A 25202-nucleotide genomic window follows, 5' to 3' on the forward strand; every position below is an offset into this window, starting at 1 on the left:
TAATTTTTGTCCGGACAAATTTACCTTGCCTTGATGCCCCGGTTTCTGTCAACATGCAGTCATGGCTAGCAGTGTTTCTTTGATCAGCAGGCGCGCCTTTGTCGGCGGGATGAGCGCATCGCTCATTGCCTGTGCAGCCCCCCGCAGAACATGGAGCAAAACCACCGCCGATGTGATTGTCATTGGCGCCGGTCTCGCCGGGCTACATGCGGCAAGCCTGATTGAGAATGCGGGCTATAAAGTGATTCTGCTGGAAGGCGCGGGGCATGCGGGCGGACGGCTCCACACGCTACAAGACTTACCGGGCAATCCCGATGCTGGCGGCATTCAGATCGGCGCGAGCTACAAACGCTTTCATGCCATTGCCGACAAATTGGGCGTTGAACGTTACATCCCGCCCCCATCCGGGCGCGGTTCGCTCTATCATGTCGGCGGAGCGTCCCTGACCGCCGATCAATGGGCCAGCGCACCTCAGAATAAATTGGCCGACCATGAAAAGGCGATGCCCCCGGATCGTCTGTTTTTCTCCTATCTCAAAGACTTGCCAAAATTTGAGAAAATCACCGACTGGATGAACCCGGACGCGCAGAAAATCGACATCGCGCTCGGTCAATATCTTCTCAGGCAGGGCGCATCGGAGGAAGCTTTGCGGCTGATCGACGCTAATCTCAATGGCAACAGCATAAAAGAACAATCGGCCCTGCATATGGCCCGCTCGCTCGCGATATTCCGCGCAGGCGGCGGCCCGGTGCGCTATGTACGCGGCGGGTCGCAGCGGATGACCGATGCCATGGCGGCTTCGTTGCGCAGTGAAATACTGCTCAACAGTCCGGTCCAGGCGATTGAGCATGAAGACGACGGTATAGAAATCAGCCTGACAGACGGGCGCAAATATGGTGCCTACCATGTCATTTGCACCGCTCCTTTTTCTACCTTGCGGTCGATGCAGATTGAAGCGGATTTGCCGCCAGAACTGCGGGCAATGATCGCGCAGCTGCCTTATACAAAAGCAAGCTTCGCCTATCTCTCGGCCAGTGAGCCCTTTTGGAAAGATGACGACTTGCCGCAAACGATCTGGTCGGACGATCCTATGCTGGGCCGAATGTTTGTGCTCGGTGATGATCCTGCCATGGTGAAGATTTGGCTCAATGGTGCCAGCGCGGACCTTGTGGATCAGATGGATGATGCGGCCGCAGGCGCAGCGATCATAAGCAAGATTGAAACGGCGCGCCCTTCAGCCACCGGAAAGCTAAAGTTTCTGAGGATGTTTAGCTGGCAGAAAAACCCGTTCGCGCGCGGCATATATCATCATATCGGAGCCGGTCAGGGATCCGCCTTGGCAGCGGCCACACGGTATCGCGGGGCACACCTGCATTTTGCTGGAGAGCATCTCGCGCAACAAGGCTCCGGCATGGAAGGAGCGCTTGAGAGCGGCGAGCGCGCGGCCAAGCATGTGCTGAAAAGCCTGTAATCAAACCTTCCGGAAAGAACGACCCAATATGACGTTAGAGAAGCAACGGAAATGGAATCGACGTCAGATCATGGCAAGCACCGCCATGCTCGGGCTTTGGGCGTCGGTAAGTGCATGTGCCAGTGTCAGGGCACAGCCTGCCATTGCTCCATCCAAGGCTGCAAAAACATTCATGCTTGTCCACGGGGCCTGGCATGGCGGCTGGTGCTGGCGCGATGTGCGATCGCAACTGGAAATGCAGGGCCACCGCGTGTTCACGCCTACCCTTTCCGGCCTGGCAGACCGGGCGCATCTGTTATCAGCAGATATCGGGCTGGATACGCATATCAAGGATATCACATCACTGATCGACTATTATGATTTGTCCGACATAGTTCTGGTCGGGCATAGCTATGGCGGGATGGTGATTACCGGTGTCGCCGATGCGATGAAGGATCGGATCAGCGCTATTGTCTATCTCGATGCCGCCTTACCAAAAAATGACGAGACAATGATCACGCAAGGACCGGAGCGCAGCCCTGCGATCATCGAACAGACCCGCAAAGCGTTGACGGGACTTGCCCCTGACGGCATCGGCATGGCGGCCTTCCCCCCAGATATTCTCGGCATCCCGAAAGATCATCCCGGCTATGAGTGGGTTGCCAGAAAATTGACGCCGCATCCGCTCAAAACCTGGCTCGACCCTATCCGGTTGAAGCATGGCGGATCGCAAGGCTTGAAGCGCAGCTACATCCATTGCATCGCCCCAGCCTTACCCAATAGCAGCTTTCCCTATCACGCAGAGCAGGTTCAGAAAGACGCAAGCTGGACCTATCATATGCTTGCCACCGGCCATGACGCGATGGTGACGGCGCCCGATGAACTGGTGCGGATATTGACTGAGTAACGAAAGAGCGGCGCCCAACGCAGCATTTCATTCCGTTTGTCAGAGCAAGAGATAAAAAAAGGCGTCCCTAAGAGACGCCTTTCTTATTGGTGAAATATGCGATCAAGCGCGCTATTTGAACGTATATTTCAACTTTACACCAAATTGCCGTTTGTCACGCAGGCCAACACGGTCGCCTTCGCGGCCAAAGTTAAAGAACCCGCCGGGAAGTGCGCGCGTGCCAAAACTCGTATCTGCAAAGTTAAACGCGGTCGTCGGGGCATCTTCGTTCAAAAGATTGGTGACGAAAAATTCGATGCCCGCATTTTCGCCTGTTAGGCCCAGACGAAGATTGACGTCGGTTGCTTCCTCAACCTTGGCGACATTGGCATTGCTGTCAAAATAGTCACCCGTAAAATAAAGGTCACTGCGCAAATACCAGCTGTCGAAAAAATTACCAAATCCGCTGAAATCATCCTCATAGGTGGCACCCAATGATAGCGTCAGAGGTGGGAAGCGCGGTGCCCGTTGTCCGGAAATATCTGCATCGGGGCCAAAGATATCACCGAAATCTCCGGTTCCACCCTCGGCAGGAAAGGATGAAATCTTAGCATCAATATAGGCAAAAGAGCCCTGCATGGACAGATTTTCACTGACATTCACCGTCGCATCAAATTCGACTCCGTAAATATTGGTGCTCGCCCCGTTCGACGTGAAGTTGACCGTACGAACCGGATTGGGTGCTCCCGGATCAGTGTCGGTTATCACCTCAATGGAGCTGAAAATTTCATCACTCCGCTTCATGTAAAAGGCAGCGAGATTGAACGCGAAAATGCCGCTAGGATGCTGCTGCTTCCAGCCAAATTCATAGTTGGTCAGCTGCTCCTCACCAAAAAGCACATTGGCGTCGGGTGCCAAAGCGGCCAGTTCGGCAAGCTGCAGTGCATCCAGTCCCGCGATTTGCGGATTGAAGCCGCCTGGCAGATTGCCTTCGCTGTAAGTCACATAGAAGGTGGTGTAATTTGACGGTTGATATCGCAACGTGCCACGCGGCAGGAAGCTGTTGATTTCGCCCGGCGAAATCGGTGTTGCCAGGCCGTCATTGACCTCAGGATTGCTGAACTCGTCTTTCTGAAAACGGCCCTCAAGTGTAATCGAGAGCTGGTCTGTAATTTGGTAATCTAGCGAACCAAAAAAGCCCAGAGTTTCGGCGCCTGATACAAATGGGTCAGACCGGAAAATGTCACCAAAGAAAATCGGCGGGCCAAAGAAACTCGCCGTTCCACCCAGTTCATCAATATCGATTTTCACATAGCTCGCACCGGCCGAAATATTCAGGCGGTCATCGAACAGGGATGCGGACAGACGTCCTTCGATGGTCACATCTTCTGTTTCACGAGCCGTGAAGCTAGTGAAGCTATTGTCGGGGGTTGAATCGAAATCGGTATAAAAACCAAATCGTTCCTTGTTATATCCCGCCAGGAAACTGAACTCGATATTGTCGGTCAGATCTGCAGAGCCAACGGCACTCAGACGCAATGAATCCAGATTCAGACCAAAATCATCCACCGTGGTTGGATTATATTTGAAATCAAATATCGCGTCGCTGGGATCGGAACGTCCATCATTCAAGAAACCCAAAAATGCCTGAAGATTTTCCGGCGCTGTGTTCAGTCCAATGCGATCAGCAGGAGGCTCCGTGATCCGTCCACGGAAAACCGATTCCCCGCGGCCACCGCCCGGCGAAGGCACTACCGAATCCGTTTGATCGGCAATTCCGTTGACGAACTGGAAACCGCCGAAATTGTGCTGGCTGGTCCCGAAGTACAAAACAGAAGCGGCAGGACCATCATCAATTTCCTGATAGGAGCCTCTCAATTTAAGGCGGATGCCATCACTGGGCTCGATCAGCAACGTGCCAGCGATGGCCCATTGTGATTCATCTCCCAGGCGCTGACCGGGGACAGCAACATTGTCAAAATGGCCGTCTTTTGAATCGTAATTACCACTCAAGCGGAAAGACAGACCATCTGTAATGGGTCCTTCTACCCCTGCGGCGAAATTATACTCGCCCCGGGTTGCGGCGGTAACGCTCATATCAACCTGGAACTCGTCGCTGGGGTCTTTGGTCACATAGTTGATCGCACCGGCAAAGGTATTACGACCGAACAAAGCGGATTGCGGGCCTTTGATAATTTCCACGCGCTGTAATTCATTGATACCGATTGTCTGCGCGCCGCCGCTGAGAAATACGCCGTCAAGAAACACCGTTGCAGTCTGTTGTAGCCGGTTGCCACTGATCAACGTGATGCCGCGAAACCGAGGCGTTGAGTTAATGCGCGCCGTGCCGTTGGTATTATCGCCAAAAGGCTCAACAAAAGCGCCCGGAGCCGCCTTGGTGACTTCCGTAATGTCGCTGAAACCTGCCCCTTCAAGCTCGGTTTCACCGATTACGGTAACCGCCAAAGGCGCGTCCAACAGAGTCTCTTCTTTCTTACGCGCGGTAACAATGATGACATTGGAATTGTCATCAGCGCCTTCTTCAGCCGTATCCTGCGCATAAGCAGGTGCACTGCCCAAAATCGTAGCCGACAATAGCCCGGCTTTTAATATCAATCGCATCCCCACATCTCCCTGATTATTTGTCTGGACAAATTTATCAAACCTCAACTCTCATTGATTTGATTATTTGTCCAGACAAATTTTGAGAGAGATCAAAATTTGCGATGCTGGTGTATTATTTGTGCCAATTTTCTTCGATAGAATGAAAAACGCCCCGCCGCCCAAATTTGGGGAGCGGGACGTGTCACATAGTCTGGATTGTCAATATCTGGCGGTCAGAACCACGCCAAATCTGCGCCCGGGACGCAGGCCTGCGATAAAGTTGCGCTTGAACGTGTCATCGCCATCGGCGTAACGAATAATCTGCGCCACAGAATCTTCATCAAACAGGTTTTTGACATAACCTTGTATCTTGAAATTCTCATTCTGGAAGCCGAGCCGGAGATCAGAGACAACCGATCCGCCAGTTTCAGCAAGATTATGGACCTGCGCAAAGCTGGTCGAAACAACACTGACATTGGCACCGGCAAACAGCTCCCAATCGCCTGAGCCAACCGGCATCCGCCAATCTGCATCAGCAAATATCTGATGGACTGGTGCCCGCGGTATACTCTTGCCTTTGATGGAACCAAAGAGCGATTGGCAGCCCGCTGTATTGGGGAATTCATCTCCGGTCGAGCAGTTCACGAGATTATCGTCAGCGACGTCATTCAACACACCCTGGTTTTGATCAAAACCCGATGTAAATTTGCTGTCCGCAAGGGCATAATTGACTGTAAAGGTAAGGTTGTCGCTTGGCTTTAAAACCGTTTCCAGCTCGAGGCCAAATACCCGTGCATCGCCTGCATTCACTACAGCCGAGACCACACTGGTCGGTGACTGCACATTCTGGGTCAACTGATAGCCTTCGATTTCATTATAGAAAGCCGCCAAGTTCACTGTCAGTGCGCCGTCCAGAAACTGGTTTTTCGAACCAATCTCATATGCTGTTGCTTCCTCTTCCTGATAGTCAGGCACATTGGCATTGATTGCCGTGACGCCATTGAAGCCGCCGGGCTTCTGGCCCTGAGCAAATGTTGCATAGAGCATGTTGTCCGGCGTGGCCTGCCAGTTTAAAAGCACACGCGGCGAAAATTTTGTGAACGTTGCAGACGATTCAACCGGCGCTACCGGAGGATCGTCTAAGTCCCGGTCAATGACCGATTGGTCGATCTTTTCCTCCGCATAGCGCGCTTCAACGCTCAAGGTCAAAGTATCCGTTATATCAAAGCCGACGGCACCAAAAATAGCCCAGTTTCTGATATCCAAGTTGTTCACATTGCGCGGTACAATTACGGCTCCCGCAGCCGCAGGATCGGTCAGGAAGTTAAAAAAGCACCCATTTGCAGGCGAACATAGCGCTGCGCGCCGAGCTTCCGAATTAGCCAAGGCCCTTGCATTGGCGTCGGCAGGAAGCGTCCGGATATCCCGGCCATCGTCACTTTGGTCGAAATAATATCCACCGACCATCACGTCAAAACGATCACCATCATAGGCTAAGCGGAGTTCTTGCGACCAGTCTTCTGTTTCTCCGGCGTTAGCAAAAGAAAAGTCGGTAGGCCCTCCATTGACAATGCCAATGCCGACTGGTCCTGCAGGAAACGTAGCAAAAGTTGATGCTTGAAAACTGTTCGGACCATAGTCGCCATCAGTGACAAGACTGTTCCGCACACGGTTATAACCGGTTAGAGAGGTCAATGTCAGCTGGTCTGTTATATCATAATCCATCCGCAGACTGGCGTTGAATGTTTTCACATTCAGACCCACATCGTCGGGGTCAGCAAACTGACGGGTATAGTCAGTATTGATTTGCCCCGGTTGAATTACGCCGCAGAAATAGCGCCCTGCTCCGCCATAAAAACCGCCATTGTCGAAGAAACAGTTATTGTCGCTAGCACTTGTTGCAAAAATGGCGGGTTGGCCATCATCGGTACGATTATAATAGGTACGCACTTGCGCCGTGAACGGTCCGCCATTGTCAAACGCAAATCCGCCGGAAAAGGAATAGGACTTTTGCTTGCCGACCTTATTGCCGTCAAACAAGTTGGTATACTCACCACCAAATTCGAAATATCGGCCAGATGCAAATGCCGTAATGGAATCGGTCACAGGACCCCGAATATTAGCATTTATGTCAAAGCGACTGTTCTCGGAAATGTCCGCCGAGATGCTGCCGGTCAAGCTATCGGCACCGGTTTTGGAGATAATGTTAATCGCGCCAGAATAAGTATTACGTCCATAAAGGGCACTTTGCGGACCTTTTACGACTTCTATCCGCTCGATATTATCGACATTATAATCACCGATCGAACCACTGAAATAAATCCCGTCGATAAAAATCGCGACACCTGAAGTACCCAAAACATTGGCCTGGCCGCGAATGACCGGGCGGTTTGCGTCTCGGCCCAAACTATCATCAAATGTCAGACCAGCGGTGACTTTTGAAATATCGGCTACACTATCAAGTGCCAGGTCATCGATCGTCTCCGATGAAACAACGGCGACTGATGTTGGAATCTCTTGCAGATTTTCAGAAAACTTGCGTGCAGTCACTATGATGACGTCAGAATCATCCTCGACCGCCGCGTCGTCCGCCGTTGAATTTTGTGCATATGCTGAAACTGGAATGGCGGCTGTTGCTGCCAAAAGCGCAGCCTTGAATATCGTTTTCATTTTTTTCTCCCTGAAACCGGCGGTTGCCAGTTTTATCGACCTCCATACTCAAACTTTCATTGTAGCGATAATTTGTCCAGACAAATTTTTGATCATCGTAGTTTGTGTCGAGAAACTGTCACAAAAATACAACGCTTGCTGGCTGCTTTAGGTGAAACAACGGGCATCCGGAGATCCGGTCAAATAATTTGTCCGGACATTTTATTCATATTCTGATATCCGAAGCAAAAAAATAGCTGAGGGTAAAGTTGATGCGACTACATAAAAATCATGTTTTTCTGTTCTGTTTCATGATGTTAGCGCTATTCTCATTCACTCCAGACAGCGCTGCCAAATCTCATTCATCAACTGAGCCAAAAACATCGTCAGTGGTGATAGAACGAGACTTCATCCCAGGCCCATTTGGTCAGGTCCATGTCCGGATCGCACGGCCAACGGCAAAAACCCAACATCCACCATTGGTGCTTTTTCATCCCACACCTTATTCCGGTGACTATTTTCTGAAGTTCATGCGCCTTATGGCCAGCGACCGGATAGTCATTGCCATCGACACACCCGGCTATGGAGATTCCGATCGGCCAAAGAAATTGCAGTCGATTGATGGCTATGCCGAATCCGCTGCCGCTGTGCTCAACGCGATGGGCCATGGTGGCGAACGGGGGCCGCCTGTCGATCTACTCGGTTATCACACCGGCACCCTGATCGCGACCGAGCTGGCCATCCGCCATCCCGGCCTTGTCCGCAAACTGGTATTGCCCGGACTTCCCTTTTTCACAGGCGAGGCGCGCCAAAAGGCCTATCAGGACAATGCCAAGCCGGAGCCCGTAACGCCCGATGGATCGCATCTTGCAAAGAAATGGGGATTCGCAGCAGCAGCGATTGACGCTGGCCTATCACTTGACCGCGCACAGGAGCATTTTAGCGACCTGATGCAGTGCTATCCGCATTGCTGGGAGGCCTATCATGGCGTCTTTACCTATCCGGCTGAGGAACGGTTCGGCGCGGTTCAACAGCCCGTTTTACTCATTACAAATGACGGCAGCCTCAAGCAGGAAACCGAAGCGGCTCTACCCCTTTTTCCGCAGGCCAAGCTAATGCATATCGACGGTGTTACGCTAGGTGGCTTTGATCTTGCGCCAGAGAAATATGTAGCGGCTATCCGTCCCTTTCTTGAGAATGATACCCCCCAATAAAAGCAAGGAATGAGAGGAATTTGAAGATGGACGAGAATGATGGCGTTTCGCGGCGTGGCCTGTTTACAGCCGGGGCGGGCCTGGCCGCTGGAGCCGCGTTAAGCTGGACCGATTATACCCATGCCGCCAAGAAAGGCGGGCCGGACAAGCTCAGTATCACGCCCGATGGTCGCTATGAAACCGTTCCGCTGGTCAAAGATACTATATCGCTAGGCGTTGCTCAGGCGCGGGTCGTTCCAGTCGAACTGTCTAATCTCAAACAGACGCGCCGCGCCAATGTGCAGCACATGATGGACCTGATTGATGCAGCAAACGGCTTTTCCGGACCGAAAGACCTGATCTTTTTCCATGAATTCCCGATTACCGGCTATTATCACAAATGGAATATCAACGACGCGCGAAAAGTGGCTATTGAGATTCCTGGCGAGGAGACAGAGATGCTCGCCCGCAAGGCCCGCGAATATGGTTGCTGGCTCGTTTTCGGATCTTATGTGCGCGATCCGGATTGGCCGGAAAGCCTGCTATCCATCACCACAATCATGAACGGCAAGGGCGAGGTTGTCGACAAACACTGGAAGGCACGCAACATCAAAGGCTTTTTCGGCGGTGATTTCGAACTGTTTACCACCACTATTTATGATGTGCTGGACCGCTATGTCGAAATGTACGGTGCCGATGCGGTGCTGCCCGTCACGCGCACACCGATTGGCAATATTGCGACTAGCTCGGTGCAGCGTGAACCGGAGCTTTTCCGAGCCTTTGCCATGAAAGGAGCGGAGATCATCCTGCGCACCGCAACCGGCGGCTTCAACCCAGTCGATATGCAGGCAACGAGCCTTTATAACGGCGTTTATACCGCCGTCGCGAATAATGCTGCATCGCCAGAAAATCCCTATTATTTTGCCGATGCCGGTGGTGGCGGATCCGCAGTTTATGGGCCCGATGGCGATGTGATGAATATCGCCAAGACCGCTTTTGAAACACTGGTTTCCGCACGCATCCCGATCGCAAATTACCGCGCACGCAACCGCCAGCCAATTGTCCACAACGAGCTTTTCATGCCCGTATTCGAACAATATCGTTCGCGCTACGGTCCCAATCTTTTTGCAGAATATCAACCCAAAGATACCAAGGATTCCGGACGCTATTTGCGCGACAAAGCCAGATGGCCGAAATAGTGTAAAATAGCGGTTGCAATCGGTGGCCTCTCGCGTAATTTGTCCGGACAAATTTTGAAGAGGACTCACCCATGCCCGCCTATATGATCGTTACCGCCAAAATTGCCGACCGTGACAAATTCATTGCTGGCTATGGCGCTGCTGCTGGCGCTCTGGTTGAAAAATTTGGCGGCAGATATGTATTGCGCGGCCCCGGAGCAGAGCTTTTGGAAGGCGACTTTGGCGATGGTGCTTCCATGGTCATTTCCGAATGGCCGGACAAAGCGGCCGTCCATAAATTCTGGAACAGCCCGGAATATCAGGAAGCCAAGAAATTGCGCGCCGATATCGCCGATTGCCAGGTCCTCGTTATCGAAAGCCCCAAAATCGCATGACTGATATCATCAAACGCACCACGTTAATGGTTCGCGACGGCGACGCAGCTTCCAACTGGTATGAAACCGTTTTTGGCATGACCAAATGGATGGACACGCCCTTCACGCTCTCCGGAACCCAACTGGCCGCTGGCAAGAAAGGCGATCAAACCCGATTGATCATCCTGAAATGCGAGCATGACATGATTGGCATGATCGGTCTGCTCGAATGGCTCGATCCCAAACAGGATGCGCCAGAAGAACTGCCCACCGAAATCAAATTTGGAGCGCCGGTTTTTGTCGTCGCATCGGAAGATGCCAAGGGCGCGGTGGAAAGGGCCCGTGCGCTCGGCTCGCGTATACATAGTGAGCCGCTTGAGTGGACCGTCACCGGCGCTGATGGCAAACAAAAGGATATGATCGGCTGTTCCTTCTGGGATCTGGATGGCTATTTCTTTGAAGTGAATCAGGTCGTGAAGGTTCATGATTAGTGACCGCCTCCGGTTCGTCTCTTACCGATTTTGATGCCCTGTCTGCGGGCAAGCAGATTGACGATGACGCCAATTATCAATGGCGCGTTGCGGCAAGGCCGGTTGGCAATGTCGTTCCTTCGGACTTTCAATGGGCGGTGACCGACATACCCGAGCCCGGCGAAGGCGAGGTGCTGCTCAAGACCCATTATCTCGGCCTGGCGCCGGTCATGCGCTTCTACATGCAGGGCACCAGTGCCGCAGGAGAACGGGCTCTGGAGCCCGGTGATGTGATCCACGGACGCGGCGTTGCGCAGGTGGTAAAATCGCGCCACCCCGACTGGCGTGAAGGCGAGATGGTGCAGGGCCAGATGGGATGGCAGACATACAAGGCCTCCAAAATGACTCCGCAGGAGAAATTTTTCCGGATGCCGTCCAATGGCCTTCCGGCAGCGCTCGGCTCTGGTGTGCTGGGCATGACCGGACTGTCTGCCCATGCCGGGCTGTTTGCCTGCGGCGACCCGAGAGAAGATGATCGGATGGTGCTGTCTGGTGCCGCTGGCGGGGTTGGATCGATGGTCAGCCAGATGGCGGCCAACGTCGCTGGCTGTGACGTGGTCGGCATGGCGGGCGGAGCCGAAAAATGTGGGTTCATTCTCGACCATGGTTGTTCCCATGCGATTGACTATAAATCAGAAAATGTCGAAGCGCGGCTTGATGAGCTTCGGCCCAATGGCATCGACTTATATTTTGACAATGTCGGCGGTGAAACGCTGGAAGCCTGTCTCGAACGGCTGCGTCTGCACAGCAGGGTCGTGCTGTGCGGATCGATTAGCGAATATACGCGCGATGAACCATTCAAGCTGTCCAACTATACCCGGCTGCGCGCCACCGAAACGCGGATGCAGGGCTTTTTTGTTTATAATCATCTGGACCGCTGGGATGCGGTTATGGATGATCTGGCGGGATGGATTCACGACGGCAAGCTAAAACCGGTACAAGATGTCGAACAGGGTTTTGAAAATATGCCACGCGCGCTCGCCAACCTTTACTATGGTCAGAATGTTGGCGTGCAATGTTGTTCGGTCCGGGGTGAGCCAGATAATTGGATTTGAGGGAGATTAGCTATGGGTGAGAAACAACAGACGCGGTTTCAGCGCGGCAATTTTGTGGTTGCAGATATCGACCGGGCGCTGACATTTTATCGCGATGTGCTGGGTTTTGAGGAGACGTTTCGCAAAGGCCATAATCCCGACAGCTATTCGTTTCCGGTATTCGAAATTCCCGAAGAGGCGGAGATTGGGTTTTCGATCCTTTCGCTTCCCGGTCAGCCCCGTGTCATGGCTCTTTCAGAGGTTAAAAATGTTCCGTTAGAACCTGTGCCCCATCCAAGACGCGGCGCCATTGTGCTCGACGTTGCCGATCCCGACGCGGTTATGGAGGGGGCACGAAAATTGGGCTTGCAAGTTTATGAAGAAGGGCGGCTCGAAACGCATGATGGGCGGATCGGGCGCGAGATTGGCATTGTTGATTTTGACGATAATCTGGTGGTTATCTATCTGATTCCGGACGCGCAATAATGGCTAGTCAAGCAGACACGGATGCTGCGCCCAGCGCACCTGCAAAGCCGTATCCCAGTGCTACAGCAGGGTGGTTTCTGGTGGTCATGCTAACCATCGCCTATATTTTTAGTTTCGTGGACCGCTATATCCTCGGACTGTTGATCGAACCCATTAAAGCCGAATTTGATCTGTCTGACCGTTCCATCGGTTGGCTGCTCAGTGCATTCACTTTGGTCTATGGCTTTGTCGGCATATTCATGGGCTGGCTCATTGACCGGGGCAAACGGATGTGGATCGTATCCATTGGCGTCGCTCTGTGGTCGGCCGCGACGGTCGCCACCGGGACGGCAAAAAATTTCTTCCAGCTGTTCGCGGCGCGGATGGGCGTCGGTGTCGGCGAGGCGACCCTCAGCCCTGCAACATTCTCGATGATCGGGGATAGTTTTCCGACCGAGAAACGCGGCAAGCCCATAGCTTTCTACTCTTCTGCATTGCCAATTGGTGCCGGGCTGGCATCCTTGCTGAGCGGCGCGATAATTGCTTGGACGGCATCCAGTGGAACGCAATCCTTACCCTTTTTCGGCGAGCTTTCACCCTGGCGCTTCACATTAATCCTCGTCGGTCTGCCAGGCATATTGTTCGCTGCGTTTTTCCTGTTCATGAAAGAACCTGCGCGACGTCCAGCACCCGTTTCCTCTGACGTTATCGGCGGTAGTGGTTTTCTTGATGCACTTAAATATATCTGGAAAAACAAGGCGCTTTATATCGGCTTTGTTCTGATCATCGGCACGATGACAACCATCGCCTATAGCCAAGGTTTTCTCGCCCCCACATTTGAACGCACCTGGGGTTGGTCTGCCCAGAAATACGCGTTCGTCAACGGCGTCGCCTTACTGATTATCGGCCCTGCAAACATGATGATCATGGGTACCATTTCCGATTGGTGGACCAAAAAAGGGGTGCAGGATGCATCCTTGCGCATTCTCTATATCGGCTTTTTCATCATGGTCCCGACCGCTGCCATCCCCTTGTTCATGCCCAGCGCAGAAATGGCCTTTGCGATATTGTGCATCAATACCATCGGTATCGGCATAGTCTCTGCCATTGGTGTGACATCGCTACTGGTCATTACACCGGCCCAGATTAGGGGACAGGTTGTCGCGCTCTACTATCTCTCGATTAGCTGGTTCGGATCGCTTGGGCCTATTGCCGTCGGAGAATTGTCGAGCAGCGTTTTTGGCGAGGACAACTTGCGCTATGCGGTGGCGGCAGTCCCCCTGATCTTTGGCCTCATCCCGTTTTTGATGATGCCCATGACACGGCGGCTCTATCGTGAGCAGATGGTGCGCCTGGGAGCGGCCAGCGAATGATCCGCAAAGGTTATAGTGACGGCCCCTTTGGCCAGCTCCATTGGCGGATGCTGGAGCCTGCAGGAAAAGTGAGCCAACCCGACCTTTTTTGCCTTCATCCCGCGCCTTTTAGCGGACTCGCTTTTACCGGCATCATGCCGCATCTGGCCCAAGGGCGCAGGATCATTGCGCCAGACTATCCAGGTCATGGTGGCTCGGATGCATTTAAGACCGAACCATCTATTGAAGAATATGCAGCAGCCATAGAGGCCGTGATAGCCGACCTTTCGGCCAACGCTGCGGTTGATCTCATGGGCTTTCATACCGGCAATCTTGTCGCGGTTGAGATAGGCCTGTCCGTTGCGGATCGCGTTCGCCGTCTGGCGCTGGTCGACGTTCCTGCCTTTGACCCCAAAACCCGTGACAAATATCGCGGCGCGATGTCCAAACCGTTGGAGATCACGCCCGAAATGCAATGTCTTGAGGCAGCATGGGATCGCGGAATGACCAAAAGATTGGCAAGCCAAGGCCCAGACCGCAGCTTTGACATGTTTGTCGAACAACTACGCCATGGCAAAAATATGAATGCGGCGTTTCATGCCGGATTTAGCTATGATGTCGACGGCAAGCTTCCTCAAGTCGCGCATCCGACACTGATATTGGCTTCTCAATCTGCGTTGCTCGAAGCTACGCATCGGGCGTCCAAATTGATACCTACCGCCAAATTGGTCGAGAGGCCCGACATCGCGCGTGCTGTGCTTGATGAGGCCGCTGCGATAACAGCATCAGAAGTCCTGATGTTTCTAGACAAGGAAGACCCATGAAATCCTATGCCATCTATTGCACCGACAAACCGGATACTGCTCAAAAACGGCTTGATGCGCGCGACGCGCATTTCGCGCATATAGAAAAGACGCTGGATAATTTGCTCATTGCCGGTCCGCTGCTAGACGAAGCCGGCGAGACCATCGGATCACTGTTGGTTGTCAAAACCGACAATGCGGAACAGGCTCGGAAACAGTTGGAGGCCGACCCCTATTTCAGCGCTGATATCTGGGTCGATATCCGGATAACGCCGTTCATGCCAGCCGCTGGCGATTGGATTGGCGGCAAGATATGGTAGGCTTTCACAATTGCTGAGGAGATCAGAAAATGACCCGCATCACGCCGTTGACCATCGACGAATTGCCCGACGAGACACAGGCTGCTCTTAAATTCTCTGAAAATCTGATGGGCTATGTCCCCAATTCGGTGATGACCATGGCGCACTGGCCGGAATTGCTGGGCGCATTTCGCGGGTTGGTGAGTATAATCTATGGCGAGAGCACGATCGACAATGGCCTGAAGCGTCTGATCGGCGCGGTGGTCAGCGCAGCAGCCGGATGCCAATATTGCAAAGCGCATACGACATTAGGAGCCCGCGATGTTGGCGTGGATGAGGAAAAGGTCAAAGCCGTCTGGGACTATCAGTCGAGCGATTTATTCAACGCCGCCGAACGGGCCGCCCTTGATCTTGCCTTTGCCGCCGGACAGGTGCCCAATGCAGCGACTGACTCGCATTTCACCGCGCTCGATGCCTTTTATGACGAACGCCAGAAAACTGAGATTATAGCGGTAATCAGCATGTTCGGCTTTCTCAATCGCTGGAATGACAGCCTCGCCACGGAGCTGGAAGACAAACCGTTTAATTCCGCTACCGCGCTTTATACGCCGGACCAATGGCAAGCAGGTCCCCATCGCCGCCAGGAGGCATGAATAGTGCAAATGAAATCAACTTTGATAGCCGCCGTACTTGCAATCACGCTCCCCATGGCCTCTCCCGCAAATGCGCTTGATGGTCAGGCAGAAATGTCGCCAACAGATGCGCAGATGATCGTCGAGTGGGGTAACAAGTGGCAACAGTTGTTCGAGGCTGGCGATATCGAGCAGATGCGCGATATGTATGAACCCGACGCGGTTCTGATGGCCCATGGCGCCTTGCCGCAAACCGGCGTTGATGAAATCCTGTCATTTCTGGGCCGCAACAAGGCCGCTGGCAACAGAGTCACCATCGATTTTGCCAATGAAGACATCACCATCGACGGCCAGCGCGCTTATCTAACCGCCAAATATTGGATGACAATCACCTTAGCCAACAGTCAAGTTCTGGACTTCAAAGGCCGATCCTTTCTGGTTTATAAGAAAAGTGGCGAGGGTCAGTGGCGGCTGTGGCGCGATATGGATAATCAGGCACCAGACGTGGCGGTGGAAGAACGCCCTACCCGTTAACCGATTTCAATCAGTTCTAACAGTTCACCAGCCGGACCATAAGCAGTCGCCGTTCGACGATCCCGATAAAGCGCCCCTGATCGGATCACAGGTGGAGCGATCCAGTCAATCTGGATCGCATCCAGATTGGAGACGGCCAGCGTCACGAGCGCATTTCCAGGTGGCAACATTCCGGCATGCTTTGGTCGCAGCGTTGCTTCTTCAGGATAATCGTCCACTTCAACAATCGGCAAGCGTTCGATCTGGACCATGGTCAAATCAGACACTGTTCCTGCCGGCTTTCCGAACGCTTCATTGATCATGGTATATTCCAACGTATAGGTATCGCCTTCTGTCAAATGAAGCTGATCGCGATACCAGTTCACGGTTTTCACGCGGTCCTGAGCCGCTAAAATGACGATGAATATGTGATCTGTCAGCGACCGCGCTTTGGGCAGATCTGTTGTTGGCGTATCCTCCCGCACCTCATTTAGGTAAATCATTTCGCGACCGGGGCCGAGTGCCTGCATCGGCACAAAATAGGGTAGAATATCAATTTCCTTGGGCGGCCCGATAATATCAAAGCTACTGCCTTCCAAGCGCCCGGGCCAACCGAAGACATCTTCAACCGTTAATTCATAGGCCGCCCAGCCATAAGTTGTGGTCGGTTTAAAATCGGGATGGGCAGGCTGCTCGACAAGGCGGATGAAGCAATCAGCGCCGCTAGTCGGCTGCAAGACGGCCATCGGTGCTCCGGCTATCTTTGGACAGTCCCAGCTTTGCGCCAGATCTTCGGTCAATGTGCCACTTTCCACAAGCTGCATGCCCAGCACATCATGATAATCTTTCAGAGCCACTTCCAGATTCGGGACAGTGACAACACCGCCCAATATCGAACCATGTTGCAAAGCATGTGTCATATCAAAACTCCGGCTTTCTCTTTTCCATGAACGCGCTCACGCCCTCTTTGAAATCATCGCTTTCAAAAGCAGAGTCAAACAACCGCTCCGTCTCCGCATCATCATCGGCTTGCCCGTCCAATATCCGTTTGATGATGGATTTGCTCATGGTCTGGCTGTGCGAAGAAACCGACGCCATAGTGTTCGCTAACGCTTCAGCCTCGCTATAGGGATTATCAACCAGCAAGGTAATCAAGCCGATATCCAAGGCTTCCTGTGCTGACAGCAATTGCCCGGTGAATAATATCCGCTTCGCTTGCGATGGTCCGACCAGATCGACGAGCAATTTGGTATCGTGCAATGGATAGACGAGCCCCAGTTTGGAAGGCGTAATTCCGAAACGTGCTTTCGGACCAGCCACACGCATGTCGCAGGCCAGCGCTATGCCGCAACCACCGCCGACACAATCACCATCGATGATCGCGATAGTCGGCTTGGGTGCCTGCGCTAGCTCATGCTGTACCTTACCAATGGCCGCCTGATTTTTGGCCCGCCATTCAGGATCGGTAGAGCCAGTTGCAAATTCACCAATATCGGCACCGGCACAAAAGGCGCTGTCCTTTCGGCTTGCATGCAAGGTCAACACGCGGATCGCATCGTCGGCCATTGCATCAGCCAGCAATTCGGGCAGCAGTTCCCACATCGCTTGATTAAACGCATTGCGCTTTTCCGGCCGGTCAATGATCAGATGTGCGACCTTGCCCTCTTTTTCGAGCCGCAATGTCATGCAGGATCAACCTTCGCCAGATGCTGTGCAATCTGATGCCGGGTGGTCACCCAGACATGTTTTTTCGACCGCACATGTTTCAAAAATTCTTCGAACGCCCAAATCCGGCCCGGACGACCAATGATGCGTAGATGCAGGCCGAGCGACATCATCTTGGGATTGCCTTCTTCGCCTTCGCGATAGACTTGATCAAAATTGCGCTTGGCATAATCCAGCCATTGCTGCGGTGTCATTGCCGGGTCGGTCCACATTTTCATATCATTGCTATCGAGCTGATAGGGTACAATCGCAATCGGTTTTTCCGGAACCGTCTCCTTGTCCCAGAACGGAATATCGCCCGAATAATCATCCATATGATAGGCGAAGCCCTCTTCGATCAACAGGCGGCGGGTATTATCGGTATGGAAATAGCGCGACAACCATCCATAGGGCCGCGTGCCCGTGGTTTTCTCAATCGATGAAACAGCCTTGCGAATGAAATCGCGTTCCTTTTCCTCATCCATCTTGAACTGATGCACCCAGCGATAGCCATGGCTTACTGGTTCATGGCCCATGTCGGCGATAGCCTCGGCAATCTCGGGATGATTTTCCAGACTCATCGCGGCGACGGTCCAGCTCGCCATAATCTCATATTCTTTCAGTAGCTTAACGATGCGCGGCGCACCCGCCTTGATACCATAGAGATAGTTGCTCTCATTGCCATAATTGCGGATCGGCGATTTAATGTGGATGCCCAGCTCATCAACCGGTTCCATTCCGCGATCGCCGCGCGCAATCGTCATTTCACTGCCTTCTTCAACATTGACGACAATGCTCAGCGCCATTTTCGCGCCATCGGGCCAGTCCATTCGTTCTTCCTGCATATCAGTTTTTGTCCTTGATCGTGGCCGGTGTCCAGCCCTTCGCCCTTCGGTCCAGGCGTGAATCCAGTATTTCCCCATCGAGATCCATCGGGGCTGCTTGCGCGAGAAAGGCCGCGCTTTCTTCCAGGCAGTTGACCCGGATCACGCCGCGCAACTGTCCTTCAATTTCACTGACCACTGCTGGGACAACACCGCAGTTGGCGCAGACCAGAAAGTCAGCGGTTTTGGTTCCAAACCGGTATCGGGATACCGGACCAGTCAATGTGATATCGACATTGCCCTCAGGATCGGATATCCATGAGGCACCATGTTTCTGACAAAAGGAACATTGGCAAGTTCTTGCGCCAAGTTCCGCGGGCGATTTTTCGCTATGAAAATCCAGCGTTAGTGCGCCGCAATGACAGGCTCCGGCATAGTGCATCATCAGTGCATTTCCTCTCCGCCAGAGACATTGATCGCCTCTCCGGTGACATAAAAGGCATCGTCACTGGCCAGCCACGCACATGCGGCAGCCGTATCAGACGGCAGGCCGGGCCGGCCCATGGGATTGCTCTTGCTCATATTGGCGAGATAGGCCTCGACACTGTCAAAGCCGAGCAGCTTTGAGAAATATGCATTCTGCTGGGCACCCAGACCGGTCGTCACATGGTTAGGACAGACCGCGTTGACCGTAATGCCGTGCGCGCCCAATTCAACGGCGCTGGCGCGGGTCAGGCCTACCATGCCATGTTTGGAACTGACATAGGCGGGTAAATGGGGGAAACCGGTTTTCGCGGCTTGCGATGCGATATTGATAATGCGTCCGCCTTTGCCAGCAGCAACCATCGCTTTGGCAGCCGCCTGCGTGCAGTAAAAGGCACCGGACAGGTTCACACTGATAACCTGATCCCATTCTTTCGCCGTGTCGACTTCCAAAAGCGGTTTCATCATGAAACCAATACCGGCATTGTTGACGAAAATATCAACCGCGCCAAAAGCATCCACGCTTTGATCGACCAAGGCCTGACATTGCACCGCATTGCTGACATCACAGGCGATGGTCGCGACTTTGGCACCGCGCCCGCGCAACTCTTCGGCCACGCCTTCTTCCTGATCGCCAATGGTGAGATCCGAAACCACGCAATTCGCGCCTTCGTCTGCAAAGCGTTGCAATATGCCCTGCCCGAGCCCCTTTTCCTTACCGGAACCGGTAACGACAATGGTTTTTCCCGCAAACCGGCCAGACATCAGAGGTCTTCTGTCAGAATGAATTGTGGACCATCGGCATAATCCTGAAACGGTGCTGCCATCGCCTGAAATTCTGGATCAGACACATCGGCCACAAATGCGTCCATGCCGGTGATGTCGATAATCTCGAAATACTCATAAGGAGACGGATCATCCGAACCAAACAGCCCGGTGGCCTTGTGCACGGTAAAGGATGTGACCGAGCTCAGCGCGCTGGCCGTTGGAATATCGCGCGTCTTAGCCCATTCTTCATATTCGCCAATATCGACGCCTTCTTTCAGGTTAAACAATACAATGATGCGCATAGTCTCTCTCCTCTTATGTTATTTCCAAATAGGTTTGGGGGCGACGATAACCGCGTAACTTCTCGTCCAGCTTCCGCGCCAGAGCAAATAGGTCCGCTTCACATCCTTTTGACGCTATAATCTGGAGCCCCAAAGGCATGCCATTATCGTTAAAGCCGGAAGGAATGGTAATCGCGGGAAGGTCTGAAATATTGGCAAGGCAGGTATAATCAGCCTGATTGGCTGGTGCGCCCTCGCTATGCGGAAAGGCGCCTTGCGGGGCGGTCGGCAAGATACAAAAACCGTGTTTTGAAACCAGCATCTGCATCGTTTCAGAAGTCTGTTCAAGAATCGCCTGATCCTCATCCCAATCATCGGCACTGCGTTTCGGGCCATAGGTAAGCAATTTTTTCAAACTATCGGAAAGCTTGCTTTGATCTTCGTCCGCAAAATGTGCAGCCATGGCTTTCGTTGTTTTTATGAACCCGGCAAAACGGATGCGCGACAACGGGTGTTTCAGCTGAGCCACGGCAATAGTTTCCCCCGCCCAGCGCATGATATCGCGGAAATTTTCGATGACTTCCAGTTCGCAATCAACACCGGTTTCGACCAATGTTGCCAGCGATCCTGTCGCAGCCTTATCCTCACCGAAATCGCTAATGACCCGTGCCACCTTTTCCAACAGGTCCAAATTCTGGGCCAACGGTCCGATGCAGTCCAGCGATTGTTCCGCCAGCTCCAAACCATCTTGGCTGATCGCCGATTGCGCGGGTTTAAATCCATACACCCCGCAGTAAGCAGCCGGTATACGCACAGACCCCATTGTGTCCGTGCCCAATGCGACATCGCATAGACCAGCCGCAACTGCAGCTCCGCTTCCGCCAGATGAACCGCCGGGCGTATAACCTTCCTTGTGCGGATTATATGTTTTGCCGAACCACGGATTGTCGGTCTTTGCGCCCAGCGCGGCCTCCTCCATATTCAACATCCCTATCAAGGCCCCTCCAGCTGCCCGCAGCCTTGCAACTACCGCCGCGTCTTCGCTTGCAACGCGGTCACGATAGAGTTCGCAACCGGCGGTCCAGGGCATGTCTCTAACCGCGATATTGCCTTTCACACCGACGGTGACCCCGGCAAGAGGTCCCGTACCACCCGTCGCGGTCCGATCAAAATCGGTAAAGGCGTTTAACCGCCTGTTGACCGTTTCCAAGGCGTCCCAGTCGATCATAAACCCCGCTCATCTATCAGGCGAATGGGCTTCTGGCGCGTATCAATTTGCGTATCTTTTGCAGTCTCACCGGCCTCAACCAATGCCACGCCGACTTCAATACCAATGCCTTTACGTAGCAGTTCCGCCAGCTCCGCCTGGCTACTGCTGCCTTTGCTTTCCAGCGTGACATGCATATCGTCCCGTCCGGCATCATCCCGCGTGACGCGGCACACATATTCGCCGGTCAGGTCGCTGCGTCCTTCAATAATGGCCCCAATGGCATGCGGGAATATGTTGATCCCGCGCAGCTTGACCATATTGTCGCTGCGCCCCTTGAAACCGGTAATGCGCTTGAACACCATGCCCGTGGCATTGCTGTCGGTGCGCTCCTCGGTAATGTCATGGGTGTTGAACCGGATACAGGGCGCGATGTCGTCCTTGAACAAGCAGGTAACGACCATGTCGCCGGTTTCTCCGGCTGGCACTGACGCGCCGCTATCGACATCAAGCAATTCGAGATATTGCGCGTCTTCCCACACATACATACCGTCGCGTTCGGGCCCTTCGCCGGCAATGCTGCCGGTATCGCCGACGCCGTACCAGTCATAGGCTTTGGCCCCCTGCCAGGCAGCCTCAGTCGAAGCACGGTCTTCGGTTCCCAGATGACCGATAATCATCTTCAGATTGATCCGATCAAACAATTCCTCCGCCGCGGCAACATCGGCCAGCTTGCGGATATAATCGACAAAACCAACCATGCAGGTCACGTCGAAATCCGCCATCAGGTTGACTTGGTTGATTGACCGGGTTTCAATCCCGGTGCCCGCGCTAAGGAACAAGGCATTGGTGAAATGGGTGACAGATTCGCGAATATAATGCCCGCCATTGATCATTCCGTGTCCATAGACCGACTGCACCACATCGTCGCGGCCCAGGCCCATCCAGCGATACATCCGTCCAACCAGCAAATTGGTAATTTCTCGCCCCTTTGGTCCAAACATCAACGGTTGCGGACGACCTGTCGTTCCCGACGTGGTGTGGAACACCACCGGCGTATCGCCGCGCCCATCAAAGTCACCATATGGCGGATAGTCATTGACCGAGGCCATGAGATCGCTTTTGTCATAAACCGGAAGCTTGGTGATATCGTCTAGCCCCCCGATATCACCCGCCTCAATTCCCTGATTGCTCCACAAACGCTGGTAAAAAGGTATCTCCCATCCGCGCTGCATCAGCTTCAAAAATTGCTTATTTTGAATGGCAAAAAGCTCATCCCGAGACATGCCGATGTAGCGCGCGGTAAAAGCGTCCCCAACGGGATAGTCAGCGAGCATCTGTTTGGCATCAAAGGCTTCGAAATAGGTCGGAAAAGTCATTGGGGCTCCGTGGCATAGGCTAAGGGGTCATCGAATATTCTGGGGTCACAGTTTTCGCTCGCAAGTGAGCGCGCGAGATCGCATTTGGATTGCGTCTGGGCATCCGACATCGGCGCGGTTGGACTGCCGAGATTGTCGGTGATCACATGCTCGATCACAGTGCCGTCCGAAAGCGTAATGGACAGCTTTTGCGGGGCCAGTGCATTATGATCGGGATTATCGTCGATACGCACGATCACGTTGCTGCCAAGCTTCACCAGATCGGGATTGGCAAATTCTTGCGAATGGAAACAACCAGGATCAATGATCCGGTCACGCAGCATTAACGGCACCAAAAAAGGTAGGCAGAGCCGCGCATAGCTTGGCGTCATATCCGTTTTATAGGGACGTCCAACCAGCCGGTGGATTAGCGGTGGCGCCACGACATCAACCGATTGCACCAATGCCGGGTCCAGGGATCCATCACGGATCATATCATCAATCGCGCCCAAAATTCCGTGGCTGGCGCGACCAGATGGGAAAGGTTTGATACTGACTTCCTCGATCAGCCAGCGATTTCCGATATCATCAGTGTAGCGCATCAAATCGCCGGGTTCGAACAGCTTAAAATATCCAAATGGCCCTTCAAGCGCATCATGGGGGCCGTCCATACCAGCCTTTGCCAGATCAACAGCAGTAATCGCTGCGCGAGAGGCATTGGCGATCTGCAATGGCAAAGCAATTGACGCTTCAACATGAGCCTCCATCGTGCCCGCCGCTTGGGAATATGCAAGTCCGAGAACGTCCGCGAACTTTTCTGCTGGAAGACCTTCCAGTCTTGCCACGGCCGTAGAAGCACCGATTATACCTGCCGTTGCCGGGCGGAAAAACTGCATCGCGCCAATCGCAGCGACACCAATACCACTGGCAATATCCACCCCGACGGCCAAAGCGGTGAGGAACTGATCCTCTTTGCATCCGCCCATCCGGTCGGCGCTCGCTAGCAAAGCAGCCGTTACGACCGACATGGCATGAACAACCGCGGGTTCATGCACGGCATCCCATTCCAGACAGTGGATCGCAAAACCGTTAAACCAGGCTGCCGATGGGGTGGGGAGCCTCTCACCGATTCCCGAAGCCCGCGCATCAATTCCATCACCCCATTTTCGGACGGCGGACAGCATATTTTGCGCTTCGTCGGAGGCCGCACCAGCCGCGCCGCCAGCCAGAGTGTCGCTCAATAAATGGATAGCAGCGGCTTTGGTACTTTCTGGCAGCACATGATCCGCAGCCGCAAAATCCAATATTTGCTTCGTTGCACTCATGACAGCCAATCTTCCAGCATCTGGTTTATTGCCTGCGGATCATCGCCATTCAGGGCAAGGTCTACCGCGCGATCTGCCTCTTTCGGCGGCAATCCACCCCAAGCGATCAGCGCCCGCGCCTTGTCTATTATGCCCTCTTTGGACAAAGGCCGTTCCGGATCGCCAAGTGTATCAACAAGCTCAACGCTTTCTCCACCACAAGTCACGCGCGCACCATAATGTTCGGGATAACGGGCGGTGATGTCGTTTGTTTCCGAAACCGTGACCCGGCCACGCTTTTCCGCCAGCGCAGCAATCGCGTCCGGTTCAAAATCTTTCAGTTGTGGCACTCCGTATTCGGCCACGATCGCTATTGCATGCTGAAGCGAGAACTTCGCATCGATAACAGTCTGCGGATCAGGGCGATCGCAAAAACTGATCGCATCGGCATAGGTTTCAATATGGATATCGCCGTCAAGTGAACCAAGCTTAGTCTTCAGTTCCAGCGCTGCATCAATCGCCGGATGGGAATGTCGGCAAGCCCCCCATGGCTTGAAGCTGACTTCATGGATACGCCATTGATCGGGGAAAGTCATAGGTTTGGGGTTTTCGCAGGTGGCGGCGTAGAGGCCTTGGGGGCCTTCCAGAATGAAACGGGGGCCGATAATTCCATCCCAAGCATAGCAGCACGCGCTTTGTGCTGTTTGGATCGCATGAACAATATGCCATTGTTTTGTATCTCCCTGTTCATGCCGCATCTGCCAAAGTCCGCCACTTACTGACCCTACTAAACCAAAGGCCGAAGTCTGTTCTATAACGTCTTGAGAAGTAGTTTTAGTTTCAGATTCGCCATAAACCCAATGCGCAGCGACGCTACCGAATACACCTGCGGTTGCTGTATTATGATAACTCCCGTAGTGCTCGCTATCGAATGTTGAACCCACCGCGATCATCGCTTCGTAGCCCTTAATCGCTGATTCTAAGAGATCATCAAAGTCACCAGCACATGACAAAACCGATGGCCAAACAACGGGACCGGGGTGAAGAATAGACGTTCGGTGCACATCGTCCATTTCAAACAAGTTTCCGAGCCATTTGGCTATGTCGACAGAGTCGTATTCAACATCAACCTTTTCTATAACACGTCTGGCCACTTCACTCTTTCGCGCACCCGCCACACACCCCAACCAATCCAGCAAATGCAGCCGCGCCCGTTGCCGTGTCGCCTCATCAACCGGCCGCATCAAATGTACGGACAATTTCTCGGTCAGGCTCTCTTGCGTCATAGCGGCGCCCGTCCTAAGACTGGCA

At 53.3% G+C, this 25202-nt stretch carries 25 protein-coding genes; 13 read left to right on the forward strand and 12 right to left on the reverse strand.

Going from position 1 to position 25202, the window contains the following annotated elements; genetic code table 11:
- Positions 1-61: 61 nt before the first annotated feature.
- Positions 62-1471 carry an NAD(P)/FAD-dependent oxidoreductase gene (locus tag ABJM21_RS14030; protein WP_348300621.1) on the forward strand — a complete coding sequence of 470 codons (1410 nt, stop codon included), beginning with the start codon at positions 62-64 and terminating at the stop codon, positions 1469-1471.
- A 28-nt stretch (positions 1472-1499) separates the two neighbouring features.
- On the forward strand, positions 1500-2357 hold the full coding sequence (locus ABJM21_RS14035) for an alpha/beta fold hydrolase (protein ID WP_348300622.1): 858 nt from the start codon (positions 1500-1502) through the stop codon (positions 2355-2357).
- A gap of 111 nt (positions 2358-2468) precedes the next feature.
- Here ABJM21_RS14035 and ABJM21_RS14040 read toward each other — a convergent pair whose 3' ends face one another.
- Both ABJM21_RS14040 and ABJM21_RS14045 read right to left on the reverse strand, forming a co-directional pair.
- On the reverse strand, positions 2469-4958 hold the full coding sequence (locus tag ABJM21_RS14040; RefSeq protein WP_348300623.1) for a TonB-dependent receptor: 2490 nt from the start codon (positions 4956-4958) through the stop codon (positions 2469-2471).
- Positions 4959-5159: 201 nt separating this feature from the next.
- Positions 5160-7610: a TonB-dependent receptor gene (locus ABJM21_RS14045; protein ID WP_348300624.1), complete on the reverse strand. Its 2451-nt coding sequence runs from the start codon at positions 7608-7610 to the stop codon at positions 5160-5162.
- 251 nt (positions 7611-7861) lie between these two features.
- Between ABJM21_RS14045 and ABJM21_RS14050 the strand changes: the two genes are divergently transcribed.
- The 11 genes from ABJM21_RS14050 (at position 7862) to ABJM21_RS14100 (ending at position 15983) form a co-directional block, all read left to right on the forward strand.
- On the forward strand, positions 7862-8803 hold the full coding sequence (locus tag ABJM21_RS14050; protein WP_348300625.1) for an alpha/beta hydrolase: 942 nt from the start codon (positions 7862-7864) through the stop codon (positions 8801-8803).
- A 26-nt stretch (positions 8804-8829) separates the two neighbouring features.
- Entirely contained in the window at positions 8830-9981 is a 1152-nt protein-coding gene (locus ABJM21_RS14055; protein ID WP_348300626.1) for a nitrilase-related carbon-nitrogen hydrolase, read from the forward strand.
- A 71-nt stretch (positions 9982-10052) separates the two neighbouring features.
- On the forward strand, positions 10053-10355 hold the full coding sequence (locus ABJM21_RS14060) for a DUF1330 domain-containing protein (RefSeq protein ID WP_348300627.1): 303 nt from the start codon (positions 10053-10055) through the stop codon (positions 10353-10355).
- Positions 10352-10825, forward strand: a complete 474-nt coding sequence (locus ABJM21_RS14065; RefSeq protein WP_348300628.1) for a VOC family protein — start codon at positions 10352-10354, stop codon at positions 10823-10825. Before ABJM21_RS14060 ends, ABJM21_RS14065 begins: the two co-directional genes overlap by 4 nt.
- Complete coding sequence (locus ABJM21_RS14070; RefSeq protein WP_348300629.1) at positions 10825-11919, forward strand: NADP-dependent oxidoreductase; 1095 nt, start codon at positions 10825-10827, stop codon at positions 11917-11919. Before ABJM21_RS14065 ends, ABJM21_RS14070 begins: the two co-directional genes overlap by 1 nt.
- A 12-nt stretch (positions 11920-11931) precedes the next feature.
- Entirely contained in the window at positions 11932-12384 is a 453-nt protein-coding gene (locus ABJM21_RS14075; RefSeq protein ID WP_348300630.1) for a VOC family protein, read from the forward strand.
- Positions 12384-13736, forward strand: a complete 1353-nt coding sequence (locus ABJM21_RS14080; RefSeq protein ID WP_348300631.1) for an MFS transporter — start codon at positions 12384-12386, stop codon at positions 13734-13736. Before ABJM21_RS14075 ends, ABJM21_RS14080 begins: the two co-directional genes overlap by 1 nt.
- Positions 13733-14539: an alpha/beta hydrolase gene (locus tag ABJM21_RS14085; protein WP_348300632.1), complete on the forward strand. Its 807-nt coding sequence runs from the start codon at positions 13733-13735 to the stop codon at positions 14537-14539. Before ABJM21_RS14080 ends, ABJM21_RS14085 begins: the two co-directional genes overlap by 4 nt.
- Entirely contained in the window at positions 14536-14838 is a 303-nt protein-coding gene (locus ABJM21_RS14090) for a YciI family protein (protein WP_348300633.1), read from the forward strand. The genes ABJM21_RS14085 and ABJM21_RS14090 overlap by 4 nt, the downstream gene beginning before the upstream one ends.
- A 29-nt stretch (positions 14839-14867) precedes the next feature.
- Positions 14868-15470 carry a carboxymuconolactone decarboxylase family protein gene (locus tag ABJM21_RS14095; protein ID WP_348300634.1) on the forward strand — a complete coding sequence of 201 codons (603 nt, stop codon included), beginning with the start codon at positions 14868-14870 and terminating at the stop codon, positions 15468-15470.
- A gap of 9 nt (positions 15471-15479) precedes the next feature.
- Positions 15480-15983: a DUF4440 domain-containing protein gene (locus tag ABJM21_RS14100; protein ID WP_348300635.1), complete on the forward strand. Its 504-nt coding sequence runs from the start codon at positions 15480-15482 to the stop codon at positions 15981-15983.
- Here the strand turns inward: ABJM21_RS14100 and ABJM21_RS14105 are convergent.
- The 10 genes from ABJM21_RS14105 to ABJM21_RS14150 are packed head-to-tail and all read right to left on the reverse strand — an operon-like array spanning position 15980 to position 25177.
- Complete coding sequence (locus ABJM21_RS14105; RefSeq protein ID WP_348300636.1) at positions 15980-16882, reverse strand: hypothetical protein; 903 nt, start codon at positions 16880-16882, stop codon at positions 15980-15982. The two genes, ABJM21_RS14100 and ABJM21_RS14105, sit on opposite strands and share 4 nt — an antisense overlap.
- Before the next feature lies 1 nt (position 16883).
- Positions 16884-17648 (reverse strand): enoyl-CoA hydratase-related protein, encoded by a 765-nt coding sequence (locus ABJM21_RS14110; RefSeq protein WP_348300637.1) that lies wholly within the window; start codon positions 17646-17648, stop codon positions 16884-16886.
- Positions 17645-18511, reverse strand: a complete 867-nt coding sequence (locus tag ABJM21_RS14115) for a polysaccharide deacetylase family protein (RefSeq protein ID WP_348300638.1) — start codon at positions 18509-18511, stop codon at positions 17645-17647. Before ABJM21_RS14115 ends, ABJM21_RS14110 begins: the two co-directional genes overlap by 4 nt.
- 1 nt (position 18512) lies before the next feature.
- The gene (locus ABJM21_RS14120) at positions 18513-18935 is read right to left on the reverse strand and encodes a hypothetical protein (RefSeq protein ID WP_348300639.1); all 423 of its coding nucleotides are present in this window, start codon (positions 18933-18935) and stop codon (positions 18513-18515) included.
- Positions 18935-19738: an SDR family NAD(P)-dependent oxidoreductase gene (locus ABJM21_RS14125; RefSeq protein ID WP_348300640.1), complete on the reverse strand. Its 804-nt coding sequence runs from the start codon at positions 19736-19738 to the stop codon at positions 18935-18937. The genes ABJM21_RS14120 and ABJM21_RS14125 overlap by 1 nt, the downstream gene beginning before the upstream one ends.
- On the reverse strand, positions 19738-20043 hold the full coding sequence (locus ABJM21_RS14130) for an REDY-like protein HapK (protein WP_337658843.1): 306 nt from the start codon (positions 20041-20043) through the stop codon (positions 19738-19740). Before ABJM21_RS14130 ends, ABJM21_RS14125 begins: the two co-directional genes overlap by 1 nt.
- Positions 20044-20056: 13 nt before the next feature.
- The gene (locus ABJM21_RS14135; protein ID WP_348300641.1) at positions 20057-21250 is read right to left on the reverse strand and encodes an amidase; all 1194 of its coding nucleotides are present in this window, start codon (positions 21248-21250) and stop codon (positions 20057-20059) included.
- Positions 21247-22608 (reverse strand): phenylacetate--CoA ligase family protein, encoded by a 1362-nt coding sequence (locus ABJM21_RS14140; RefSeq protein ID WP_348300642.1) that lies wholly within the window; start codon positions 22606-22608, stop codon positions 21247-21249. The genes ABJM21_RS14135 and ABJM21_RS14140 overlap by 4 nt, the downstream gene beginning before the upstream one ends.
- Entirely contained in the window at positions 22605-23912 is a 1308-nt protein-coding gene (locus ABJM21_RS14145; protein ID WP_348300643.1) for an MmgE/PrpD family protein, read from the reverse strand. The genes ABJM21_RS14140 and ABJM21_RS14145 overlap by 4 nt, the downstream gene beginning before the upstream one ends.
- Positions 23909-25177 carry an MmgE/PrpD family protein gene (locus tag ABJM21_RS14150; RefSeq protein ID WP_348300644.1) on the reverse strand — a complete coding sequence of 423 codons (1269 nt, stop codon included), beginning with the start codon at positions 25175-25177 and terminating at the stop codon, positions 23909-23911. Before ABJM21_RS14150 ends, ABJM21_RS14145 begins: the two co-directional genes overlap by 4 nt.
- Between the last annotated feature and the right edge of the window lie 25 nt (positions 25178-25202).

Source organism: Parasphingorhabdus sp. (genome assembly GCF_039977335.1).
In the GTDB taxonomy this organism is placed as follows: domain Bacteria; phylum Pseudomonadota; class Alphaproteobacteria; order Sphingomonadales; family Sphingomonadaceae; genus Parasphingorhabdus.